Raw genomic sequence first — 21,596 nt, 5'->3', positions numbered from 1 at the left:
AATAAAATAGGCAGGCGCGGGGCAATAGAAAAAGGTTTTATTTGTAAAAAAATGTACAATTCAACCAACTATCATGCCTTTATGTAAACATGCAAACATAAATTTGCTTAATTTATGGCTTTAATTTTTACACCCTTATTATAACACATGTTCATTTTACGGCATTTGGCTTTTTTAAGGGCCGTATTTTTTTATAGCATTACGGCATTTGGCGGCCCTCAGGGTCACTATGCTATGATGTTAAAAACCTTTGTGCAAAAACGAAAAGATATTACTGAGCATGAATTGTTAGACTTACTAAGCTTTTGTAACATGCTTCCCGGTGCATCTTCTACACAAACCATTACCTTAATTGGCTATAAGCGGGGAGGAATACCATTGGCTATTTTAACTTTATTGGTTTGGATTGCTCCAGCCAGTATTTTAATGGGGGCACTATCTTTTTTACTAAACTATTTGGATGGAATAGGCATTAACATAGCCTTGTTCAAATTTATTAGGCCAATGGCCATTGGTTTTGTGGCATTTTCTGCGGTACGTATGTTTCATGTTGCCATACATAATACCATAACCCGTGTAATAATGGTAGTAGCAGCCATTGCAACTTTTTTAGCTTTTAAAACTCCTTGGATATTTCCCACCTTAATTGTGTTGGGTGGTATTGTAACTAATTTTAGCGACAAGCGTATACCTCAGAAAGGCGAACCACCTAAACAAACTAAATGGGGAAACTTATTAATATTTTTACTCATTTTTGCTATTGCCGGTTATTTATCCGAGACAGCTACTCGTCAAAATTGGGAATACCGAAAAGCATTTAACTTGTTTGAAAACACTTATAGGAATGGCAGTTTGGTATTTGGTGGTGGAGATGTATTAATACCTATGATGTATGAGCAATATGTTACGCGTCCTGAAACTAAAAGGGTTTTAGAAAACAGACCTGATGTATTAAAAATGAATAGAGATGAGTTTTTAACGGGTTCAGGAATTGTGCGAGCTATTCCGGGACCTGTTTTTTCTATTGGTGCTTTTGTTGGTGGAATGGTATTAAAAAGTGAAAATGATCCTACACTTCAGGTGGTAGGTTGTGTTTTGGGGGCTATAGGTTTATTTATTCCAAGTGCTTTATTGGTGTTGTTCTTTTTCCCTGTATGGCATAATCTTAAAAAATATGCGGTTATTTATCGATCGTTAGAGGGGATTAACGCTTCCGTAGTCGGAATTATTGCTGGTGCTACTTTTTATTTGATTAAAGATATTTTGTTTGTTGAATTATGGAATTTACAAATGAATGGTTTTTTAGATATTTCCGTAGTTATTGCTACTTTCATTGTTTTATACTACACTAAAATTCCACCGCCTGTTATTGTTTTAGTTTGTTTAGTATTGGGTTGGTTATTGTAAAAAAAGGCAAATTGATTTTCATCAAATAATCAGGATTCCTTCACAAATATGTTGCGTTAAATTGCACTACTATTGTTTATTTTATAACTTGTGCCAATTGATGCAGTATTTATTGGTTTAGTAAAATGTTTCTAATTCCTCCCAAAACTTTGTTACATGAAAAAAACGATTGCTATTTTATTATTAGGCATCCTAATGCTTCAAGCAAAAGCCCAACAAACACAACATTCTGCAAGTATTAATATTATTCCAATACCTGTTTCGGTACAGCAGGGCATGGGTAGTTTTTTGTTGCAGCCTACTGCTACAATTGGTTACACCAATAATAAACAAGTTCAAGCTATTGCCCAACAAATGCTGCAAAAAATTGCACGTTCAACCGGTTATAATTTGACAGAAAGTAAAACTATTAAAGATGCAACCATTCAATTACAATTGCTCAATAATTGGGATACATTGTTGGGAAAAGAGGGGTATCGTTTAAACGTTACGCCCACTAATGTTTATATACAAGCGAATGACCCTGCCGGAATATATTATGGCGTACAATCATTTTGGCAACTGTTACCAGCAGCTATTGAAAGTAAAAGTGTGGTCAATCATATAAAATGGCAAATGCCCGAAACGAATATTACAGATTATCCTCGGTTTGAATGGAGAGGGTTGATGTTCGACGTGGCTCGGCACTTCTTTACCAAACAACAGGTAATGGATTATATTGACGAAATGGCTAAATATAAATTCAATATTCTGCATTTACATTTAACGGATGATGAAGGTTGGCGTATTGAAATTAAAGGATTACCCCGTTTAACAGAAGTTGGTGCCTGGAATGTAAAAAAGGTGGGCTATTTTGGAACATTTAAGGCGCCACGACCTGATGAGCCTCGCAACTATGGTGGCTATTATACACAAGATGATATTAAAGAAATGGTTGCTTATGCACAACAACATTATGTAAACATACTTCCTGAAATAGATGTACCGGGACATAGCTTAGCAGCCATTGTTTCCTATCCTTATTTATCATGTACTGTTGGCGCAGATAAATATCAAGTAAGGTCAGGTGAAGAAATTATGGATTGGTCACATGGTGCACCACCTATAGCTTTAATTGATAATACATTGTGTCCGGCCAATCCCAAAGTATACACTTTCTTAGATACTGTTTTTACACAAGTAGCAAAGTTGTTCCCTTTTCCTTATATACATGTAGGTGGTGATGAGTGTCCAAAAAACTTTTGGGAAAAAAGTCCTGAAATAAAACAATTGATGAAAAAAGAAGGATTGAAAACAATGGAAGAGGTTCAAAGTTATTTTGAAAAACGCATAGAGAAAATTGTAGAGTCTAAAGGGAAAAAATTTATGGGTTGGGATGAAATTTTAGAAGGTGGTTTGGCACCCAATGCAGTTGTAATGAGCTGGCGAGGTATGAAAGGCGGCATTGAAGCTGCTAAAATGAAACACCAGGTTGTAATGAGCCCAACTACCTTTGCTTATTTAGATTATATGCAAGGTGATTCAATTATTGAACCAAGAGTTTATGCTACTTTACGTTTGCAAAAAGCCTATGAATTTGAACCTGTACCTGATAGTGTAGATAGTAAATACATTTTGGGTGGTCAAGCCAACTTATGGACTGAACAGGTGTATAATACTAGGCATTTGCAATATATGACTTGGCCCAGAGCATTTGCTGTTTCTGAAACTGTATGGTCGCCAAAAAGTAATAAAAATTGGAATGATTTTGTTAGTAGGGTTGAACACCAATTTAAACGCTTAGATATTGAGCAAGTAAAATATGCACCCAGCATGTATGACCCAATTTTTAATGCTTCTAAAAATGAGGATGGCACTTTAAAAATTGAAATGAGTACAGAAGTGCCGGATTTGCAAATACACTACAGTTTTGATAACTCATTCCCCGACCAATATTATCCTGTTTATACTACACCATTAACACCGCCAGAAGATGCTGTTATGTTAAAAGTAATTACTTATAGAGGTGACAAACCCATGGGCAGAATGATAGCAATGCCCATTAGCGAACTAAAGAAAAGAGCAGGAATAAAATAGCTTATCACCAACCATCCAAACCAACAAAAGCGCCATTCATTTGGCGCTTTTTGTTTTTTGTAAGTTTTGTTGTTGCAAAAAAAATATATCCTGTAACTTGTTCCTATTTTATTTTCACTTTTACTATAAGCAGCAGATACTATGGGCTATTTTTTGGCTATTGATATGGGTACTACATCGGTAAAAGCAGTGGCTTTTTCCGGTTCAGCAGAAATGCTATATCGTTATTCTGTTAATAATACAACCCTTCAACCCCAAGCCGGTTATGCCGAACAAGAACCATACACTATTTTATTAGCGGTAATCGAATGCATTAATTCTGTAACAGCTTATTTGCAACAACCCCCTATGTGTATAAGCTTTAGTGCAGCTTTGCATGGTTTAATTGTGATGGATGCGGATGGAAATGCACTAACAAATTGTATTTTATGGAATGATACACGAGCTAATGCTGAAGCTAAGGAATTGTACCAAAATAAAAGCGCTGCTGAATTTTATACAATTACAGGTGTACCGGTACATGCCATGACACCTGTTTGTAAAATTTTATGGTTGCAAAAAAATGAACCCAAACTTTTTAATAAGGCGGCAAAGTTTATTAGTTTGAAGGAATATGTATTTTTTGCACTAACACAGCAGTATGTAATTGATACATCTATAGCAACGGCAATGGGTTTGTGTAATATTCAAAAGTTACAATGGGAAACTAACCTATTGAATAAACTTAAAATTAGTGAACAACAACTCAGCACCATTGTTGCACCTGAAACAGTATTTTATGGGAATCATACATTATTACCTAATTGGTTTGCTCAGGTTCCATTAGTAATTGGTGGTGGCGATGGGCCATTAGCCAACTTGGGCATGGGTGTGTCAGCGCCAGATCAAATTGCCGTTACAATTGGCACCAGTGCTGCTGCCAGACGTACTATTCATCAACCCCTTTTAAATGCATCTGCTCAAACTTTTTGTTATTTTTTGTGCCAACAATCCTATGTTATTGGTGGTGCTTCCAATAATGGCGCCAGTGTTATACAATGGTTTAAAAATGAAATTTTAAAAACGAATAATAGTTATGAAAATTTATTCAATGAAACGGTAAACATAGAGCCTGGCAGTAATGGGTTACTTGTATTGCCATTTATAGCCGGTGAGCGTGCACCTTTATGGAATGCTGAAGCTACCGCTGCTTTTGTGGGTTTAACTCGTCAACACACACAAGCGCATTGTATGAAAGCTATTATGGAAGGAGTTTTGCTAAATGTGTATGCCATTATAAAGCAGTTGGTTGCTAATGACAAAACTGAATACACCCTATTTGCCGGGGGTGGTTTTGCTGAAAGTACAATCTGGGTTCAAATGCTTGCAGATATAACTAATATGAAAGTTATATTGCCCAATACTATTGAAAGCTCGGCCTTAGGTGCAGCTATAGTTGCTGCGAAAGCAATAAATGCTCAATTAGATGTAAATTTGAATAATACAACTATTTATACACCGCATTCTTCTAGTCATCAATTGTATCAAGAAGTTTGGATGAAATATCAACGAATTTTAACGCAACTAGAACTAATTAAAAAGCCGCTTTAAATACAAAGCGGCTTTTCAATTATTGTTTCTTTTTTAAATCGGCCGCAGTTAAACCCTTTTCCGGATCTTTTAAAAACTCATCTTTACATTCTTTGCTACAAAAGCCAATTACATAACCTTTATAGTGAACGGTATCTTCTAGCCCGGCTTTGGCGGGCATACCACATGAAGGGTCACGTTGATTATCAACCATATCAGCAGTAAATTTTGCCTGCATAGCCATTGGGGCACTAGTGGTTGCGGTGCTATCTTTTTTTGCATCCGTTTTGTTACTGTTGCCGGCACAGGCTGCTAAAATAAGCAGAGCTGATGCCGATACGATAATTTGCTTCATATACATGGTTTTGTGTAAAGTTAAAAACTAAAACTAACATGTACATTACCACGCCAATTTAATTTTGTTTGCCCCATAGCATAATATTGGTTGAATGGAGCCATTGCACTAATCCCTACATTTATTTTTTTAATCCCTACTTCAACCCCTGAAACTATAGTGGCAATATGGCCGCCTGTCGCTGAAATGCTGGCGCCATCTAATTTGTTGGCGGCCACATTCTCATACATCATTCCTGCATTTGGCATAATATTTATTTGCTTCATGGCAATATTGTAATAGCCAATGGTACTACCGGTAAACTTATTGCCAAATGTGTAGCCGTTTTTGGCAGTATTTATTTTATACATTAATGAGGTATTGATGCCCCAATTTCCAATACGTATATTATACATAGTATTCATAATAAAATCAATACTACCTGTGCCTAATTGTGAATTTACATCTGCAACGGTAACGTTGGGATCTTTGAGATTCAAATTCATTTTCCCTGTGGGTAATTTTACACCTCCGCCTACCCAAAGCTGTTGTTCAATGCCTGCTTTGTGTTCGTATGTTTTAGTTTTATGAAACAATAAATAATTCGCCATTACCGAAGCATCGCCCAAACCATTTTGGTTGGTAATTCCATCATCATCTATTTGTTTGTTTAAATGAAAGGGAACTATATACAGCAGTTGCCAACGCTTGGCAAGATTTAAGCCACCCCACAACTGCATGGAATTATAATAATTGTGACTGAATTGTGTAGGATCATTAGCTAATACTGTATTATAATTACTATAATCATACCGAATGCCGATAAATTTTGTTCTGAAATGAGGCATTAAGCCAAGGTAAAAATTACTGCCTCCGCAGCCACAAATAGCACAGGCAAATGTGGTATAGGTTACACTTAACAATAAAAGTGTAAGGTATATTTTTTTATGCATAAATTTATTTTAAATATAATGTGTAAATACAGGCTTGCTACAGTAATAGAAAAACTACTGCGCAGAAAATTTTACATTTTAAAAATTATGCACAAATGGTGGGGGGATGAAAGCAGAGATTATAGTAACCGGTAGGAATGAAAGCACTTTTTACGATATAATATTTTTGTTGTACTTGTAAAGGAGTGTAGGTATAGCAATTGTAGGTATTTGCAAATAAATCTATTAACTTGAAGCTTTTATTGTTGCTTGAATTTGAGCTTTCGGGTTGGGTTGCTTTTTTTAATTGTTTAGCTAAATGGCATTGGCCATTACAATGCATTTGCGGTTTATCTTTATTAATACAATATTCTTGGGTTATTGCAGCAGTATTGAGTCGGTAATACAATTCAATAAAATTGGTTTGAAAAGTTTCCCCGCCAATTCCAACCAACATGAGTAATATAACCAACTTTTTTAACATATTGTTTTGCAAAAGTAGCTACACTAAAAACAAAATAATATGCGCATAAGCATATTTTAATAAGAGTTTAAGCTTTATGAAATGTTCCATAATTTGCTTTTCCAAATGTATATTACAACCTAATGAATTTTTTATGCAGGAAGATGTGATTATACAAATTAGCAACCGTTTAAAGGAAATTCGGAAAGATAAAAACATTACATTACAAGAATTAGCCGAAAAAGCAGGTATTACTAAAAGTATGCTTAGTCAGGTAGAAAACAGCCGAACAATTCCATCTTTGAATGTACTATTTAACTTAATAAAAGGCTTAGAAATTGATTTAAATGATTTTTTTAAAAATATAAATCTGCAACAAAGTGGTAATAAAGTTGTGTTTAAAAAGAAGCACGACTATCAGAAATTTGAAAAAGAAAATGCGGAAGGCTTTTATTACCAGCGCATTTTTACTACCACATTTGAGGAGTATCATTTAGATTTTGTTTTATTACGCATTACGCCCAATGCCAAACGCCAACCTGTAATAACACAAGCTTTTGAATTTAAATATTTATTGCAAGGAAACTTACGCTATACGATTGGTGAAGATGTTTATGAAATGGAAGCAGGTGATTCATTATTTTTTGATGCGAACGAATGGCATAATCCGGAAAATATAGGAACTGCTGATGCAATTTTGTTAGTAGTTTATTTTTTTCAACCTCGTAATAATGACTGAGGAATTCTGTTAACAATTTTTTGATAAAAGTTTAATATTGGTAAACAAATAATCTTTTATTACCCATTTTGTTAACTATTGCTTTACTATTTGTTAATCTTAGCGCAATAATTCCGTAACACTGGTCAGATAGTTTTGCTTCAAAATAATTGTTTATGAAGCAAATTCTCCCCAATCTATTTAAGCTTCTGTTATTGCTAGCAGTAGGCTTATTTGCAACTGCTTCCGTTCAGGCACAAGCTATTGTGCTAAAAGGGCGTGTGGTAGATGCTGTAACGCAAGCACCTATTGAAGGTGTTTCTATTGCCGTTAAAAAAACCAATAGAGGTACAACTACCAATGCAAATGGTGATTTTAGTATTTCAGTAGAAAAAAATGATGTACTCGAATTTACCTATGTTGGCTTTGAAAGTAAGCGTTTGGTTGTTCACAATGCAGAAAATATTGCAGTAGCTTTAAACCCGCAAAATGCAGATTTAAGCGCAGTAGTGGTTACCGCAACAGGTATTAAAAAAGAATCGAAGCGTTTAGGCTATGCAGTGCAAACCATTGATGCAACTAAATTAACTAAAGCCCGTGAGGCTGACCCTATCAATGCTTTGAAAGGAAATGCAGCAGGGTTAACCATTAATATCAATTCAGAAATTGGCCATTCACCCGGAATTATTGTTCGCGGGGAAAATGGTGCTAATGACCAACCTATGTATGTAGTTGACGGTGTACCATTTACGTCTGATACATATAATCTTAATCCCGACGATATTGAAACTATTACCATATTAAAAGGACCCAATGCAGCATCTTTGTATGGTTTTCAGGGAAAAAATGGAGCTATTATTATTACTACAAAGAAAGGCTCAAAAAATAAAGGGCTGCATGTTGATTTTAATTCCAGTACGCAAATCAATAAGGGATTTATAGCCTTGCCTAAATATCAAGATTTATATGGACCTGGTGATAATGGTAAATATGCTTTTGGTGGTGGCGGTTCAGGTCCTGCCAATTACAGAGGCTCCGGTGCCATTGGTGTTGGTGTTAACGATTATGATTATGATGTTTGGGGGCCACAATTCAAGGGGCAATTATTACCTCAGTATGATGGTAAATATGATCCATCACAAACTTATACTACCACTTTTGCAGACGGATCTACCTATATTGGTCATGTGCAACCTACACCTTGGTTAGCACGAGGAAAAGATAATTTAAGAAAGTTTATACAAGCAGGATTACTTTCAACAAATAGTATATCACTTTCTTCTTCAACTGAAAAAACAGATGTACGTTTCTCATTTGGTAATACATACCAAAAAGGTATAGTTCCCAATACACAGTTGAATAACTTTAATGTAACAGCTAATGTAACACAACGCTTTAATCCAAAACTCACTTTAAGCAGTTATATTAATTACAGCCGTCAATCAACACCAAACATTCCAGATGTACAGTATGGCCCCAATAGTATTATCTATAATATCATTCTTTGGGGTGGAGCTGATTGGGCTATGAGTGATATGCGCAATTACTGGCAACCCGGATTAGCCGGGATACAGCAGAAATATGAAGAGTATTATCGTTATAACAACCCTTATTTCATGTCGTATGAGTGGTTAAGAGGCCATTATCAAAATAACGTGTATGGATATGTTTCATTGAATTATAAGCCAACCTCTAATTTAGAATTCCAATTAAGACCAAGTATATCAACCTATGATATGTTTAATTATGAAAAAATGCCTTATTCTGCCGGAGCTTATGGTCGTGAATTACGTATGGGTGATTACAGAGAAGACAGAAGAGCTCTTTTTGATTCTTATGTAGATGGTCAGGTTAGGTATAAAAAAAGTTTGTTTGGATTGTTAGATATGGAAGCATTAGGCGGAGGTACAGTACGTAGTTTTAACTTCAATTCGAATTTTACATCTACCAACTATTTGAATGTTCCGGGAATTTATGCATTTTCAAATTCTTTAAATCCACTAACGGGTAGCACTTTCCGTTCGGCTATGAAAGTATTAAGTGCTTATTATTCAGTTGATTTGGGTTATAAATCTTATTTAATTGCCAACGTTACTGGAAGGGTGGATAAGTCTAGTGCCTTACCAGCTAATAACAATAGTTATTTTTATCCTTCTTTCAATGTGGCTTCAGTGTTATCTGATTATTTGCATTTACCACGTGCAATCAGCTTTTTAAAATTACGTGCATCTTATGCTGAAAGTAAGAGTGGTGGAACCAATGCTTTCTTTACGCCAGATATAAGCGGAACACCAGCGGCTGGTTATGGATACAACTGGATGTCGGCTTATAATGGGCCTAGTTATCAATTCTCTCAGCCCTATACTTTAAGCCCAACATTCACCAACCAATTAACCAATAGTGCCAGTTATACCAATCAAACAGTAAGTGCTAATATTCAAACTGCTGAAAGAAAAGCTACCGAGTTTGGTATGGATATTCGTTTCTTAGATAATAAACTGGGGATCGACATTACGCATTACCACTATTTAAATACCGGTATTGTTAATCAGGGAACATCATCTGCATCTGGTTATTCTAGCTTTTTAACCAATGGTAATGCTTATACCAATGATGGCTGGGAATTTACCATGAATGCAAACCCAATAAGTAATGCTAACGGATTTAGTTGGCATGTAACAACCAATATTTCTACTTATGTTAGAAAATGGGTAAATAATTCAAATCCGAATAACTATTCTAAAAATGGTACACGTGTTGATCTTGTTTACGGTAATGCCTTTGTGCGTACACCCGATGGAAAAATGGTAATTGATCCTGCCTCAGGTTTGTATTTGCGTTTTTCTGATTTAGGTTCTTCTGCACAAAAAATATATGGCCATTCTGATCCGGATTTCATTTGGGCAGCTATAAATACATTCAGTTATAAAAATTTTGCACTTCGTTTTCAGTTCGATGGTATGGTGGGCGGTGTAATGGAAGATTATGTTCGTAAAAAAACATTACAAGGTGGTCGCCATATTGAGAGTGCTACCGGTGCTTTTGGTGCAGCAAGGCCTTTTGATGAAGCCAATATTGCTGCTTATACCGGACAGGGTGTAAACTTAACCGGAGCGCCCATTAGTCTTGATCCCATTACCGGTCAAATTACGAATATGAAATCATTAAGTGAAACGACCAATACTACCAAAAGTCAGGTTCAACCTTTTGTAACACGAATGGCTTCTATACCCGACTTAGACATTATAAAGAAAACATATGCTAAGCTTCGCGAAGTTGTAATTACTTATAATATTCCGGTAAATAAATTAAAGTCGACAGCTTTTATACGTGGCGCCAGTGTTTCATTGGTGGGTAGAAATTTATTATACTTCTTCCCCAGTCGCTACAAAGATTTGGATGTTGATCAATACACACAAGATAGTGGTTCAGGACTTCAAACTCCAACAACCCGCAGTTATGGGTTTAATTTAAACCTATCATTTTAATGTTAAAAATATTTAGTATGAAACACTTTAAAAATATAGCTTTTATACTGGTTGGTATAGTAATGCTGGCATCCTGCTCAAAAAAAATTGATGCTCTGCAAGCCGACCCTAATAGACCTACAAATGTACCTCCGGGGTTAATACTAGGAAATGTATTAACGGCAGTGGCCGGTAATGGTAGCTATGGCACACTTGGTGGGCTTAACTCATGGAATAATGTGCAAAATTGGAATCAGTATTTCTGTAATAACTACGATTATTATGGCAATAATATTTATTCATGGACGAATGGCTCGTTTGATCCTTATTTGGTGCTAAAAAATGTTGTACAAATGGAGCATGAAGCCACAGCTAAAGGTGCAGGTGCTATTAATCCTTATGAATCAGTGGGAAGATTTATTCGTGCTTATTATTTTTATAATTTAACGATGCTTTTTGGAGATGTGCCAGTAACTCAGGCTTTATTAGGTTCCGGTAATCCAACACCGTCATATACTCCACAACAACAGGTTTTTGCATATGTATTAAACCAGTTAGATACTGCTAATACTCATTTTGCTACATTAATTGCTAATAACGATCAATCACTATTAGCATCGCAAGATTTGTTTTATCAGGGAAATTTGGCAAGGTGGCAAAAGGCGGTGAATGCATTTAGGCTTAGAGTATTAGTGCAATTAAGCAATAAAGCAAATGATGCAACATTGAATGTTCCTGCTCAATTTGCCAATATTGTCAACAACCCTTCAAAATATCCCATATTTACCGGTCAGGCCGATGACATGGCTGCTCAGTATGATCCTACTTACTTGCAGTATCCATTCAACCCAACCAACTTTGGTTCTATTGCACAGCGCAATAACATGGCAAGCACTTATGTAAGTGCATTAACTTCAATTAATGATCCTCGTGTTTTTGTAACCTGCGAACCGGCTTGGGCATTGGTTGGTAGTGATACTTTACAGCCTGCACAATTTCAATACTTTGTAGGTGCTAGTACAGGTTTACCTTTATCTATAATGTACGGTAATGCATCAGCCAATTTATATTCTTTCCCTAACAGAAAAAGATATTATTCCACTTTTGTTGGTGAGCCTGATGTTATAATAGGTTATAAAGAGCAATGCTTCAATATTGCTGAAGGTATTGAAAGGGGCTGGGTTTCCGGTAATGCTGAAAACTTTTACAAAACAGGCATTACTGAATCAATGAAGTTTTATGGAATAGATATTACGCAACCTGGTTTTATAGCTTACTTTTTGCCACCGGGTAAAACATCAACTACTCAGGTAACTCCTTATCCTGTAAATTTTAATTTTAATAGTTACTATGCTCAATCAGCAGTGCAATTATCAACCAACCCTGTTACAGCCATTCAGCAAATAGTTTTACAAAAGTACATTGCCATGTTCCAAAACTCTGGTTACGAAGCTTATTATAATTGGAGAAGAACGGGCGTACCTGCTTTTCAAGGTGGAAGTGGTGTTGGGAATAATGGTGTTATTCCTATTCGTTGGGCTTATCCCGTTTCGGAGCAAGCACAGAATGCAGCTAACTGGAAGGCTGCCCTACAAAACCAACAATTTAGTGCTGATGATCTTAACCAAAAAATGTGGTTATTAAAATAATTAAACCAATCTTTATGCAAAAGTATTGGGCATTTATTCTAATTATTTTGCTTACTTGTTCATGTTCAATTTCAGTTGATGCACAGCAGGGGAATGGGGCTTTGCCTCATTCCTCCACTGCTTTTGTAGTAATTGCACATAGAGGGAATCATACTGTATATCCTGAAAATACATTGGAGTCCATCAATGCAGCTATTGAGGTAGGCGCTGCTTATGTTGAAATAGATGTTAGAGAAACAAAGGATAGTGTTCCCATATTAATGCATGATGTTACTGTTAACAGAACTACAAATGGAATAGGTAACGTTAGTGCCCTGATGTATAATGAACTAAAAAAATTATCTCTAAAGTCTGCTGATGGCAAGCAATATCAGATACCAACTTTAGAAGAAGTGTTGCAATTGTGTAAGAACAAAATAAATATATACCTCGATTTTAAAATGGCATCGGTTAAAAAAGTGTGGGAGCAAATACAAAAAATTGGCATGCAGCATCAAGTTATTGTGTACCCTAACAATATCGATCAATATAAGCAATGGCAACAAGTGGCTTCACAAATACCTATTATAACAAGTGTTCCAGAAAAATATTTAACGGATGATAAGCTTGCACAATTTTTTGCAAATACCAAAGTGGCGGTAGTTGATAATTTATATCAACCCAACTTAATTAAAATAGCCCAACAATTGGGGATAAAAGTTTGGTTAGATGTAGAAAGCGCTAATGAAAATGAAACTGTTTGGGGTAGGTACGTAAAAATGGGTATTAATGGTTTGCAAACAGATAAACCCAAAGAGTTAATTAGCTATTTAAAAAACATGGAAGAACTGCCAAAATGAACTAATTTCAAAACAACAAAATAAATTTATGAAAAAAGTAATGTTATTTCTTGCAGTAGCAATAGTATTTATCCAAAATGTGCTACATGCTCAACATAAAACAGAAAACGTTGTAATTGTTACATTAGATGGTATGCGTTGGCAAGAAGTTTTTAAAGGTGTTGATGCAGCATTATTAGCTAACAAAGAATTTACCCGTGATAGTGGTTTTATTGCTGAAAAATTTACTGCCCCAACTCCTGAAGCAAGTAGAGCCAAGCTATTTCCTTTTTTATGGTCTACCATTCAGCAAAATGGTCGTTTGTATGGCAATCGTTTGTATGAAAACGATATGAATGTTGCCAACCCATATAATTTTTCTTACCCCGGATATAATGAAATATTCACCGGTTATCCCGATACCGCTGTTAATTCGAATGATAAAATAAAAAACAAAAACGAAAATGTTTTGGGTTTTTTAAATAAACAAAAAGGCTTTACGGGTAAGGTTGCTGCCTTTACTACCTGGGATGTATTTCCATATATTTTAAATAAATGGAAAAGTGGAATATATGTAAACGCTGATACAGATACTTTGCATTTTAACAATGCAGCGTTATCATTAATTAATGATATGCAGTTTTTAACAGCACAACCTTTAAATGTTCGTCCTGATATTTTTACTTACACAGCTGCCCGTGAATACATGAAAGCCTATAAGCCAAGAGTATTGTACATTGCATTTGATGAAACCGATGATTTTGCACATAGCGGTTTATATGATCAATACCTGAAGAGTGCGCATGCTGAAGATGCTATGATACACGATTTGTGGAATTATATTCAAAGTAGTCCAAATTATAAAAACAAAACTACTTTAATAGTAACCTGTGATCATGGTCGTGGTGATGTAAATAAAGAAAATTGGCGTAGTCATGGTACACGCATTCCGGAATCATCACAAATATGGATGGCTGTAATGGGCCCCGATATTACTCCTGAAGGAGAAGTTAAGAAACCAATGCAGATTTATCAAGATCAAATTGCAGCAACAATTGCCCAGCTTTTAGGGTTTACATTTACAGCTAATCACCCTGTTGGAAAACCTATTCAACAACTGTTTCAAAAATAATGGTATGATACCCAGTAATATTGAAAAAACCGCTCAGGAAATTATCGGTCTTTATGAAAAATTTGGACATGAAGATTATATTGGGGAGCCGGTTTCACAAATAGAACACATGTGTCAATGTGCATTATTGGCCGAAGATGCAGGCTATGACAATGATGTGGTATTAGCAGCTTTTTTGCACGATATAGGGCATTTATATGAGCATGTATTGCCTAATGATGTAAGTGCAACCGCACATATGGACAAATATGGCATGGTTGATCATGAAAAACTGGGCGCAGCTTTTGTGCTGGAAAAAGGATTCTCATTAAAAATTGCTAAATTGATTGAGTCGCATGTGAATGCAAAAAGATATTTGACCTATAAATATCCTGAATATTACAATCAGCTATCCGAAGCAAGTAAACAAACATTAGCATTTCAAGGTGGGAAAATGAATGCAGAAGAGGCTGCTTCATTTGAAGCAGATCCTTTATTCCCATTATATATTGTTTTACGTAAATGGGACGAACAAGCAAAGCAAATGCATAAACCGTTGCCATCATTGTCAACCTATTACCAACGTATTATTCAACATTTAACACAACAACAGTAATATGCCTATAGAATTAGTGGTTTTTGATATAGCAGGAACAACAGTTGCCGATAATGGAAATATTAATCAAACGTTTCGCGATGCATTTTTACAAGCAGGATTATCTGTTGCACCGGAAGATGTTGACAAAGTAATGGGCTACAAAAAATTAGAAGCTATTGAAATTATTTTGCAACAGTATCAAAAGCCATTGTTGCCCGATAATTCGGCTAATACCATACATGATGATTTTACAAAAAAAATGGTACACTTTTACGAAACAACTCCAACCTTACAACCATTGCCTTATGCCGAAAAAATATTTGAATGGTTGCAAGGTTTAGGTATTAAAGTTGCATTCGATACCGGATTTACACGCCCAATTACAAATGCTATTTTACATAGGTTAAACTGGTTTAATCACCCTTGCATTAGTTGTGTAGTATGTAGTGATGAAGTGCCGGAAGGTAGGCCTGCTAAATATATGATTGAAGCAATTATGCAACAAACGGGTATTCAAAATACTAAACATATTGCTAAAGTAGGTGATACGGAAGTGGATATTTTAGAAGGTAGAAATGCTGATTGTGGGTTGGTAATAGCTATTACAACAGGTGCTTGTAGTGAAGAACAATTAAATATGCTTTCGCCGGATTATATTATACACTCCTTAGAACAACTAAAAGTCATTATTGAATGCCATTAAAGAATTTGTCATACAAAAAGTTCAATGATGTAAAAGTGGCTTTGTATGCTGCTGTTATAACCTTTTTAACGTATGCAACGGTATATGCTTTCCGAAAGCCTTTTACTGCAGGCACTTTTCATGACATGCCCAATGTATTTGGATTGCCATACAAAGATGCCTTAGTGATTGCTCAGGTTTTAGGATACATGTTTAGTAAGTTTTATGGTATAAAATTTATTGCTGAATTAAAACAAGTAGGTCGTGGAAAGGTTATTTTGTTGTTGGTTTCTATTGCCTGGATGGCTCTTTTATTTTTTGCAATTACACCTTCACCTTACAATATTATTTTTTTATTCATCAATGGGTTTCCGTTAGGAATTATTTGGGGAATTGTATTTTCATTTGTAGAAGGCAGAAAAGCTACCGATTTTATAGGTGCTGCCTTAGCGGTTAGTTTTATTTTTTCATCAGGTTTTGTGAAGTCTGTCGGAAAAACATTATTGGTTGAATTTCATGTTAATGAACTTTGGATGCCATTTTTAACAGGTTTTGTTTTTGCTATACCTATGGTGGGGTTGGTTTTTTTGTTAGAAAAAATTCCGCCCCCCACAGAAGAAGATAAAGCGCAACGGGTTATCAGAACCGTATTAAACAAACAACAACGTAAACACTTTTTTAAGCAATTTAGTGTTGGTTTGGTTTTGCTAATTGCTGTGTATGTTATTTTAACGGTGTTTCGTGATATACGCGATAATTTCGCCGCTGATATGTTTCGCGAAATGGGTTTGGGAAAAAATGCTGCTATTTTTACTGAAACAGAAATACCCATTTCCTTAATTGTATTATTACTTATTGGTTCCATGATACTAATTAAGAATAATGCCAAAGCATTTTTTATTACCCATTACTTAATTATTATCGGTTTTTTAATTTCCGGTATAAGTTCATGGTTGTTTATGCAAGCAATATTACCCCCTGTTTATTGGATAACATTGGTTGGTTTAGGCTTATACATTGGTTATATTCCTTTTAATTGTATGTTATTTGATAGAATGATTGGCACGTATTGTCAAACCGGTAATGTTGGTTTTTTAATGTACGTAGCCGATTCGTTTGGTTACTTGGGAAGTGTTGCTGTAATTATGGTTAAAACATTTTTTAATGGACAAATGCAATGGTCGCAATTATATGGACAGGGGGTAATGATTTTTTCAGTAATTGGTATTATTGGAACTGCAATGGCTTTGTATTATTTCAAATTAAAGTATTCGCAAACAAGTATTCAATATGCATAACCAATCAGCAATTGTTATTGGTGCCGGCATTGTAGGATTAGCTACAGCAAGGGCATTGAGTTTAAAAGGATTTAGTGTTACAGTAATTGAACGAAGTGAAAGAGCTGTTGGAGCTTCTGTTCGAAATTTTGGAATGATATGGCCAATTGGTCAACCATCGGGTACTTTATACAACCGCGCCATGCGCAGTAAAGCCATTTGGAAAGAAGTAGCTGATAGTGCAGGTTTATGGTATAGGGAATCGGGGAGTTTACATGTTGCTTATTATGATGATGAAATGCAAGTATTAGAAGAATTATATGATGCTTTTCACACTAACGGGCAGCCAGTTGAATTAATGCGTAAAAAAGATATCATAGAAGAATTTGAAGGGGTAGTAGAAAACGGTTTATTAGGTGGTTTATATAGTGCTACAGAAATGATTGTTGATCCACGGGAAGCTATTGCTACAATTCCACAATATTTATCCGAGTTTTTAGAAGTAAAATTTATTTGGGGCAAAGCAGTAACCAACATTGAATCAGGTAAAGTTTATTTGGGTAAAGAATGTTTGCAGGCTGATGTAGTTGTTGTTTGTTCAGGCGCTGATTTTGAAACACTTTTTCCTGAGCAATTTAATGGCCTGGCAATTACCAAATGCAAACTACAAATGTTGCGTTACAATGCCGGTGCCGATGGTATGCATATTGGTACTTCATTATGCGGCGGTCTTTCTTTAATTCATTATCAAAGCTTTAAAACCGCACCTTCATTGCCTCAATTAAAAGCACGTTATGAAGCCGAAATGTCAGAATATGTAAAATGGGGTATTCATGTAATGGTTTCTCAAAATCATTTAGGAGAATTTACGGTGGGTGATACGCATGAATATGGATTAACTTTTGATCCTTTTGATAGTGCCTATTTAAATAATTTGGTTACCCAATACTTAAAACAGTTTGTGCATGCTCAATCTTGGAATTTATTACAAAGTTGGAATGGTATTTATGCAAAAATGACTAATGGTGCTACTGAAGTATTTTTAGAACCCTTGCCCGGTGTTTACATTTTAAATGGCTTAGGTGGAGCCGGAATGACGCTTTCATTTGGCTTAGCGGAAGAAAAAATAGCAACAATCCTATCATAAATTTGTACTATTCTTTTTTTATAAGCAGCAATATTTACGCTACTTCAATCATTTAGGTATTATTTAGCAGCCATATTCAAATTTTACTTAAAAAGTTATTAAGTAAAAAGTTGCTTTGCTAATTTAGCATTTTGCCATTGAGTATTGTCATTGAATAAAACCTAAATGCATGAATATGAAAAAAATTGCCCTGTTATGTTTGGTAGCGCTTGCTACAACACATACCAAAGCCCAAGGAATAGCTTCAGCAACTGCCGATGCTAATAAATTTGTTGGAAATTATTTACAACCTTTTGGTGAAGGTGAAATTTATAACATGAGCCGAGGCTGGTTTAGTACAGCTAGAGCACATAAATTTTTAGGTGTAGATGTTTCTGTTAGTTTACAAGCAGCAGTAGTGCCAACCAGTAAACAAAGTTTCACTTTTAATAATGCTGATTATACTACCTTCAAATTAAATGGTGGGGCTACTAGTGCAAGCTTACCTACTTTTATGGGAGGAAGTTCTTCTCAAAGCATTCATGTTAATGTTACAGAAAATGGACAACAGGCTTATACAGATTTTACTACTCCTTCCGGTATTGGTAATGATTTTAAGAAAAATATTTCATTTTTGCCGGTATCGGTTCCTTTACCGGTAGCGCAAGTGGGGGTTGGTATTTTTAAACATACTGATTTAAAAGTTCGATATTTTCCCAAAACTGATTTAAGCAATGTATCAATGGGAGTTTTTGGTGTGGGTTTGCAACATGAGTTTTCTAACTATTTACCCTTTATAAAAAAAGTCCCCTTCTTGCATTTGTCTGCTTTAGCTGCATACAATCATCTTTCAGCAGATTATTATCCTGATTTGACTAATTCAACCAATATAAAAAGTAATAATGCTGCACTGCAGTATGATATTTCTGCTTTTACTGTGCAAGCTATTGCTTCAGCAAAATTTTCAATTCTTGAAATTTATACATCTATAGGTTATAATTCAGGAAAATCAAACATTAATGTAAATGGAACTTATCAGGCAACGTTATATACTAACTTTCCACCGCCTAATAATACTGTTGCCGTTAATGCTACCGATCCTTTAGCAATGTCTTATACTGCTTCGGGTATTTCAAATACTTGGGGAGTGCGCCTTAATTTGACCATTTTAAAAATTTATGCCGATTATACTTTTGCCAAGTATAATGGTATTGGGGCAGGGGTGGCGTTAGCATTTAGATAGTATTTTGTATTTTTAATAAATGCAGCAACGCAAAAGTAATACCATTCAATTTTTCCTTTTATACTCATGCTTAACTTGTACATTGTTAAGTAGTAAATGGGTAAATGCACAACGAAATGTTTTTGTGCAATGTCCCAATAAAATGTATGGTTGGTTAACTAATGCTTCCGGTACTGTAGGTTTGCAGCAGCAACCTGTTATTTATTTCAATTCAACAAACAAAACCAATGAAGTTATAACAGTTGATAGTACAAAGCAATACCAAACCATGGATGGGTTTGGTTTTACCTTAACCGGTGGCAGTGCTGTTTTGATTAATCAGTTACCAACTTCACAAAAATTAGCTTTATTAAATGAATTATTTGGCAATGATTCTGGTAGTATTGGCATCAATTTTTTACGCATCAGTATTGGTGCTTCTGATTTAAATAGTTCGGTTTTTTCTTATGATGATGTGCCTAACGGAACAACAGATACTTTATTGCAGCATTTTAGTCTGGCTGCTGATACTGTTGATTTAATTCCGGTTTTAAAAGCAATTTTACAAATCAATCCGAACATAAAAATTTTAGGTTCTCCTTGGTCTGCACCTACATGGATGAAAAGCAATAACGCTACCGTTGGTGGAAGTTTATTGCCACAATATTATCAGGTTTATGCACAATATTTAGCAAAGTATATAATGGCTATTCAACAGCAAGGCATTCCCGTTTATGCTATTACCATACAAAATGAGCCATTAAATCCAAACAATAATCCAAGTATGGTAATGCAAGCCGATGAACAAGCAAACTTTATTCAAAATGCACTTGGGCCAGTATTTAAAAGTAATAATATTGCTACCCAAATTTGGTTATACGATCATAATTGCGACAGACCTGATTATCCCTTGACAATTTTAAATAATCCTAATGCTGCGCAATATGTTACCGGATCGGCCTTTCATTTGTATGCAGGTGATATTAGTGCACTTAGCCAGGTGCATGACGCATTCCCTAATAAGCATGTTTATTTTACGGAACAATGGGTAGGAGCACCCGGTGATTTTGCTTCCAATTTACAATGGCACATCCAAAATTTAATTATTGGTGCGCCACGCAATTGGAGTAAAACAGTGCTTGAATGGAATCTTGCTGCGGATGCGAATTATGAACCACACACGCCCGGCGGATGCACACAATGTTTAGGCGCTTTAACTATACAAGGAAATAGTATTACCAGAAATGTGGCATACTATATTATAGCACATGCATCAAAGTTTGTACCTTACGGCTCGTACCGAATTGCTTCGAATATGATTAATAACTTGCCTAATGTTGCTTTTTTAACACCACAGGGTAAAAAAGTATTAATTGTTTTTAATTCAAACAATACTACTCAGGCATTTGGTATTCAATTTAATAACCAATATGCTGTTGCTGTGCTTACTGCAGGCAGTGTGGCCACTTATGTTTGGTAAAAAATAAATAACATGAAAAAGCTTTTGATTGTATGCTTATGCATAATGAGTTTAGGTGTGACAAATGCACAGTCACCAAGATTTTATGATGAAATAGCAGCTTTTAAAAAACAGGATAGCATTCACTTTCCTCCTAAAAATGCTATTTTATTTTTAGGAAGTTCATCGTTCAGAAAATGGACCGATGTGCAGAGTTATTTTCCAAATCATACAATTATTAATAGAGGTTTTGGCGGCTCTACATTGCCCGATTTAATTCATTATATTCCGGATATTGTTTGGCCCTATCATCCCAAGCAAATTGTTATTTATTGTGGTGAAAATGATATTGCTGAGGATACTACAATTACGCCAATACAAATACTGGATAGAGTAAAAACAGTTTTACAATTAATCCGTGAAAAGTATCCAACTATTCCAGTTGATTATGTTTCTATAAAGCCAAGCCCAAGCCGTGTGCAATGGTTGTCAAAAATGAAAGCTGCTAATCAATTGATTCAACAATATTTGAAAACCCAGCCTAGTACCAGATTTGTAAATGTTTTTGATGCTATGTTGAATAAAGATGGTACCATAAATCAATCTATTTTTTTAAATGATGAATTACACATGAATGCCAATGGTTATCATATATGGCAAAAAATTTTAGCACCCCTTTTGTTGTAGA

General features: G+C 35.3%; 18 protein-coding genes. 15 read left to right on the top strand and 3 right to left on the bottom strand.

What is annotated here, in order from left to right; genetic code table 11:
- Nucleotides 1-147: 147 nt before the first annotated feature.
- The 3 genes from chrA to ACP5P5_RS06300 all read left to right on the top strand — a co-directional run bounded on the left by chrA (nt 148) and on the right by ACP5P5_RS06300 (nt 5,073).
- On the top strand, nt 148-1,407 hold the full coding sequence (gene chrA, locus ACP5P5_RS06310) for a chromate efflux transporter (protein ID WP_428285260.1): 1,260 nt from the start codon (nt 148-150) through the stop codon (nt 1,405-1,407).
- 156 nt (nt 1,408-1,563) lie between these two features.
- A complete protein-coding gene (locus tag ACP5P5_RS06305; protein WP_428285259.1) occupies nt 1,564-3,483 on the top strand; it encodes a beta-N-acetylhexosaminidase in 1,920 nt (639 codons plus the stop codon).
- Nucleotides 3,484-3,624: 141 nt separating this feature from the next.
- Entirely contained in the window at nt 3,625-5,073 is a 1,449-nt protein-coding gene (locus tag ACP5P5_RS06300; RefSeq protein WP_428285258.1) for a gluconokinase, read from the top strand.
- A 19-nt stretch (nt 5,074-5,092) separates the two neighbouring features.
- Here ACP5P5_RS06300 and ACP5P5_RS06295 read toward each other — a convergent pair whose 3' ends face one another.
- The 3 genes from ACP5P5_RS06295 to ACP5P5_RS06285 all read right to left on the bottom strand — a co-directional run bounded on the left by ACP5P5_RS06295 (nt 5,093) and on the right by ACP5P5_RS06285 (nt 6,802).
- Nucleotides 5,093-5,407, bottom strand: coding sequence for a YHS domain-containing protein (locus ACP5P5_RS06295; RefSeq protein ID WP_428285257.1), 315 nt, complete (start codon nt 5,405-5,407; stop codon nt 5,093-5,095).
- A 20-nt stretch (nt 5,408-5,427) separates the two neighbouring features.
- Nucleotides 5,428-6,339, bottom strand: coding sequence for a hypothetical protein (locus ACP5P5_RS06290; protein WP_428285256.1), 912 nt, complete (start codon nt 6,337-6,339; stop codon nt 5,428-5,430).
- Between the two features lie 85 nt (nt 6,340-6,424).
- Nucleotides 6,425-6,802 (bottom strand): hypothetical protein, encoded by a 378-nt coding sequence (locus tag ACP5P5_RS06285; RefSeq protein WP_428285255.1) that lies wholly within the window; start codon nt 6,800-6,802, stop codon nt 6,425-6,427.
- A 133-nt stretch (nt 6,803-6,935) separates the two neighbouring features.
- Between ACP5P5_RS06285 and ACP5P5_RS06280 the strand changes: the two genes are divergently transcribed.
- From ACP5P5_RS06280 to ACP5P5_RS06225, 12 genes are all read left to right on the top strand, one after another.
- On the top strand, nt 6,936-7,520 hold the full coding sequence (locus tag ACP5P5_RS06280) for an XRE family transcriptional regulator (protein ID WP_428285254.1): 585 nt from the start codon (nt 6,936-6,938) through the stop codon (nt 7,518-7,520).
- Nucleotides 7,521-7,675: 155 nt separating this feature from the next.
- Complete coding sequence (locus ACP5P5_RS06275) at nt 7,676-10,987, top strand: SusC/RagA family TonB-linked outer membrane protein (RefSeq protein WP_428285253.1); 3,312 nt, start codon at nt 7,676-7,678, stop codon at nt 10,985-10,987.
- A 17-nt stretch (nt 10,988-11,004) separates the two neighbouring features.
- Complete coding sequence (locus ACP5P5_RS06270) at nt 11,005-12,615, top strand: SusD/RagB family nutrient-binding outer membrane lipoprotein (protein WP_428285252.1); 1,611 nt, start codon at nt 11,005-11,007, stop codon at nt 12,613-12,615.
- 14 nt (nt 12,616-12,629) lie between these two features.
- Nucleotides 12,630-13,454 (top strand): glycerophosphodiester phosphodiesterase family protein, encoded by an 825-nt coding sequence (locus ACP5P5_RS06265; protein WP_428285251.1) that lies wholly within the window; start codon nt 12,630-12,632, stop codon nt 13,452-13,454.
- A 28-nt stretch (nt 13,455-13,482) separates the two neighbouring features.
- Nucleotides 13,483-14,565, top strand: coding sequence for an alkaline phosphatase family protein (locus ACP5P5_RS06260; protein WP_428285250.1), 1,083 nt, complete (start codon nt 13,483-13,485; stop codon nt 14,563-14,565).
- Nucleotides 14,566-14,569: 4 nt separating this feature from the next.
- Complete coding sequence (locus ACP5P5_RS06255) at nt 14,570-15,160, top strand: HD domain-containing protein (protein WP_428285249.1); 591 nt, start codon at nt 14,570-14,572, stop codon at nt 15,158-15,160.
- 1 nt (nt 15,161) lies between these two features.
- On the top strand, nt 15,162-15,845 hold the full coding sequence (locus ACP5P5_RS06250) for an HAD hydrolase-like protein (RefSeq protein ID WP_428285248.1): 684 nt from the start codon (nt 15,162-15,164) through the stop codon (nt 15,843-15,845).
- Complete coding sequence (locus ACP5P5_RS06245; protein ID WP_428285247.1) at nt 15,836-17,122, top strand: DUF5690 family protein; 1,287 nt, start codon at nt 15,836-15,838, stop codon at nt 17,120-17,122. The genes ACP5P5_RS06250 and ACP5P5_RS06245 overlap by 10 nt, the downstream gene beginning before the upstream one ends.
- Nucleotides 17,115-18,248, top strand: coding sequence for a TIGR03364 family FAD-dependent oxidoreductase (locus ACP5P5_RS06240; RefSeq protein ID WP_428285246.1), 1,134 nt, complete (start codon nt 17,115-17,117; stop codon nt 18,246-18,248). The genes ACP5P5_RS06245 and ACP5P5_RS06240 overlap by 8 nt, the downstream gene beginning before the upstream one ends.
- Nucleotides 18,249-18,417: 169 nt before the next feature.
- A complete protein-coding gene (locus tag ACP5P5_RS06235; RefSeq protein ID WP_428285245.1) occupies nt 18,418-19,470 on the top strand; it encodes a DUF6588 family protein in 1,053 nt (350 codons plus the stop codon).
- 19 nt (nt 19,471-19,489) lie between these two features.
- Complete coding sequence (locus ACP5P5_RS06230; protein ID WP_428285244.1) at nt 19,490-20,929, top strand: glycoside hydrolase family 30 protein; 1,440 nt, start codon at nt 19,490-19,492, stop codon at nt 20,927-20,929.
- A 12-nt stretch (nt 20,930-20,941) separates the two neighbouring features.
- Nucleotides 20,942-21,595, top strand: coding sequence for a GDSL-type esterase/lipase family protein (locus ACP5P5_RS06225; protein ID WP_428285243.1), 654 nt, complete (start codon nt 20,942-20,944; stop codon nt 21,593-21,595).
- The last annotated feature ends 1 nt before the right edge of the window (nt 21,596 follow it).

The sequence above is a fragment of the Hydrotalea sp. genome (assembly GCF_049968455.1).
GTDB lineage: Bacteria > Bacteroidota > Bacteroidia > Chitinophagales > Chitinophagaceae > Hydrotalea.
Note: the sequence above shows the minus strand (reverse complement) of the source record. Positions and strands in the feature narration are given on the sequence as shown.

Coding starts and splice junctions, on each gene's coding strand:
- ACP5P5_RS06270 (WP_428285252.1), top strand. CDS start 11,005: ATGAAACACTTTAAAAATATAGCTTTTATACTGGTTGGTATAGTAATG.
- ACP5P5_RS06285 (WP_428285255.1), bottom strand. CDS start 6,802: ATGTTAAAAAAGTTGGTTATATTACTCATGTTGGTTGGAATTGGCGGG.
- ACP5P5_RS06225 (WP_428285243.1), top strand. CDS start 20,942: ATGAAAAAGCTTTTGATTGTATGCTTATGCATAATGAGTTTAGGTGTG.
- ACP5P5_RS06240 (WP_428285246.1), top strand. CDS start 17,115: ATGCATAACCAATCAGCAATTGTTATTGGTGCCGGCATTGTAGGATTA.
- ACP5P5_RS06275 (WP_428285253.1), top strand. CDS start 7,676: ATGAAGCAAATTCTCCCCAATCTATTTAAGCTTCTGTTATTGCTAGCA.
- ACP5P5_RS06295 (WP_428285257.1), bottom strand. CDS start 5,407: ATGAAGCAAATTATCGTATCGGCATCAGCTCTGCTTATTTTAGCAGCC.
- ACP5P5_RS06280 (WP_428285254.1), top strand. CDS start 6,936: ATGCAGGAAGATGTGATTATACAAATTAGCAACCGTTTAAAGGAAATT.
- ACP5P5_RS06300 (WP_428285258.1), top strand. CDS start 3,625: ATGGGCTATTTTTTGGCTATTGATATGGGTACTACATCGGTAAAAGCA.
- ACP5P5_RS06250 (WP_428285248.1), top strand. CDS start 15,162: ATGCCTATAGAATTAGTGGTTTTTGATATAGCAGGAACAACAGTTGCC.
- ACP5P5_RS06265 (WP_428285251.1), top strand. CDS start 12,630: ATGCAAAAGTATTGGGCATTTATTCTAATTATTTTGCTTACTTGTTCA.
- ACP5P5_RS06230 (WP_428285244.1), top strand. CDS start 19,490: ATGCAGCAACGCAAAAGTAATACCATTCAATTTTTCCTTTTATACTCA.
- ACP5P5_RS06245 (WP_428285247.1), top strand. CDS start 15,836: ATGCCATTAAAGAATTTGTCATACAAAAAGTTCAATGATGTAAAAGTG.
- ACP5P5_RS06255 (WP_428285249.1), top strand. CDS start 14,570: ATGATACCCAGTAATATTGAAAAAACCGCTCAGGAAATTATCGGTCTT.
- ACP5P5_RS06260 (WP_428285250.1), top strand. CDS start 13,483: ATGAAAAAAGTAATGTTATTTCTTGCAGTAGCAATAGTATTTATCCAA.
- ACP5P5_RS06305 (WP_428285259.1), top strand. CDS start 1,564: ATGAAAAAAACGATTGCTATTTTATTATTAGGCATCCTAATGCTTCAA.
- chrA (WP_428285260.1), top strand. CDS start 148: ATGTTCATTTTACGGCATTTGGCTTTTTTAAGGGCCGTATTTTTTTAT.
- ACP5P5_RS06290 (WP_428285256.1), bottom strand. CDS start 6,339: ATGCATAAAAAAATATACCTTACACTTTTATTGTTAAGTGTAACCTAT.
- ACP5P5_RS06235 (WP_428285245.1), top strand. CDS start 18,418: ATGAATATGAAAAAAATTGCCCTGTTATGTTTGGTAGCGCTTGCTACA.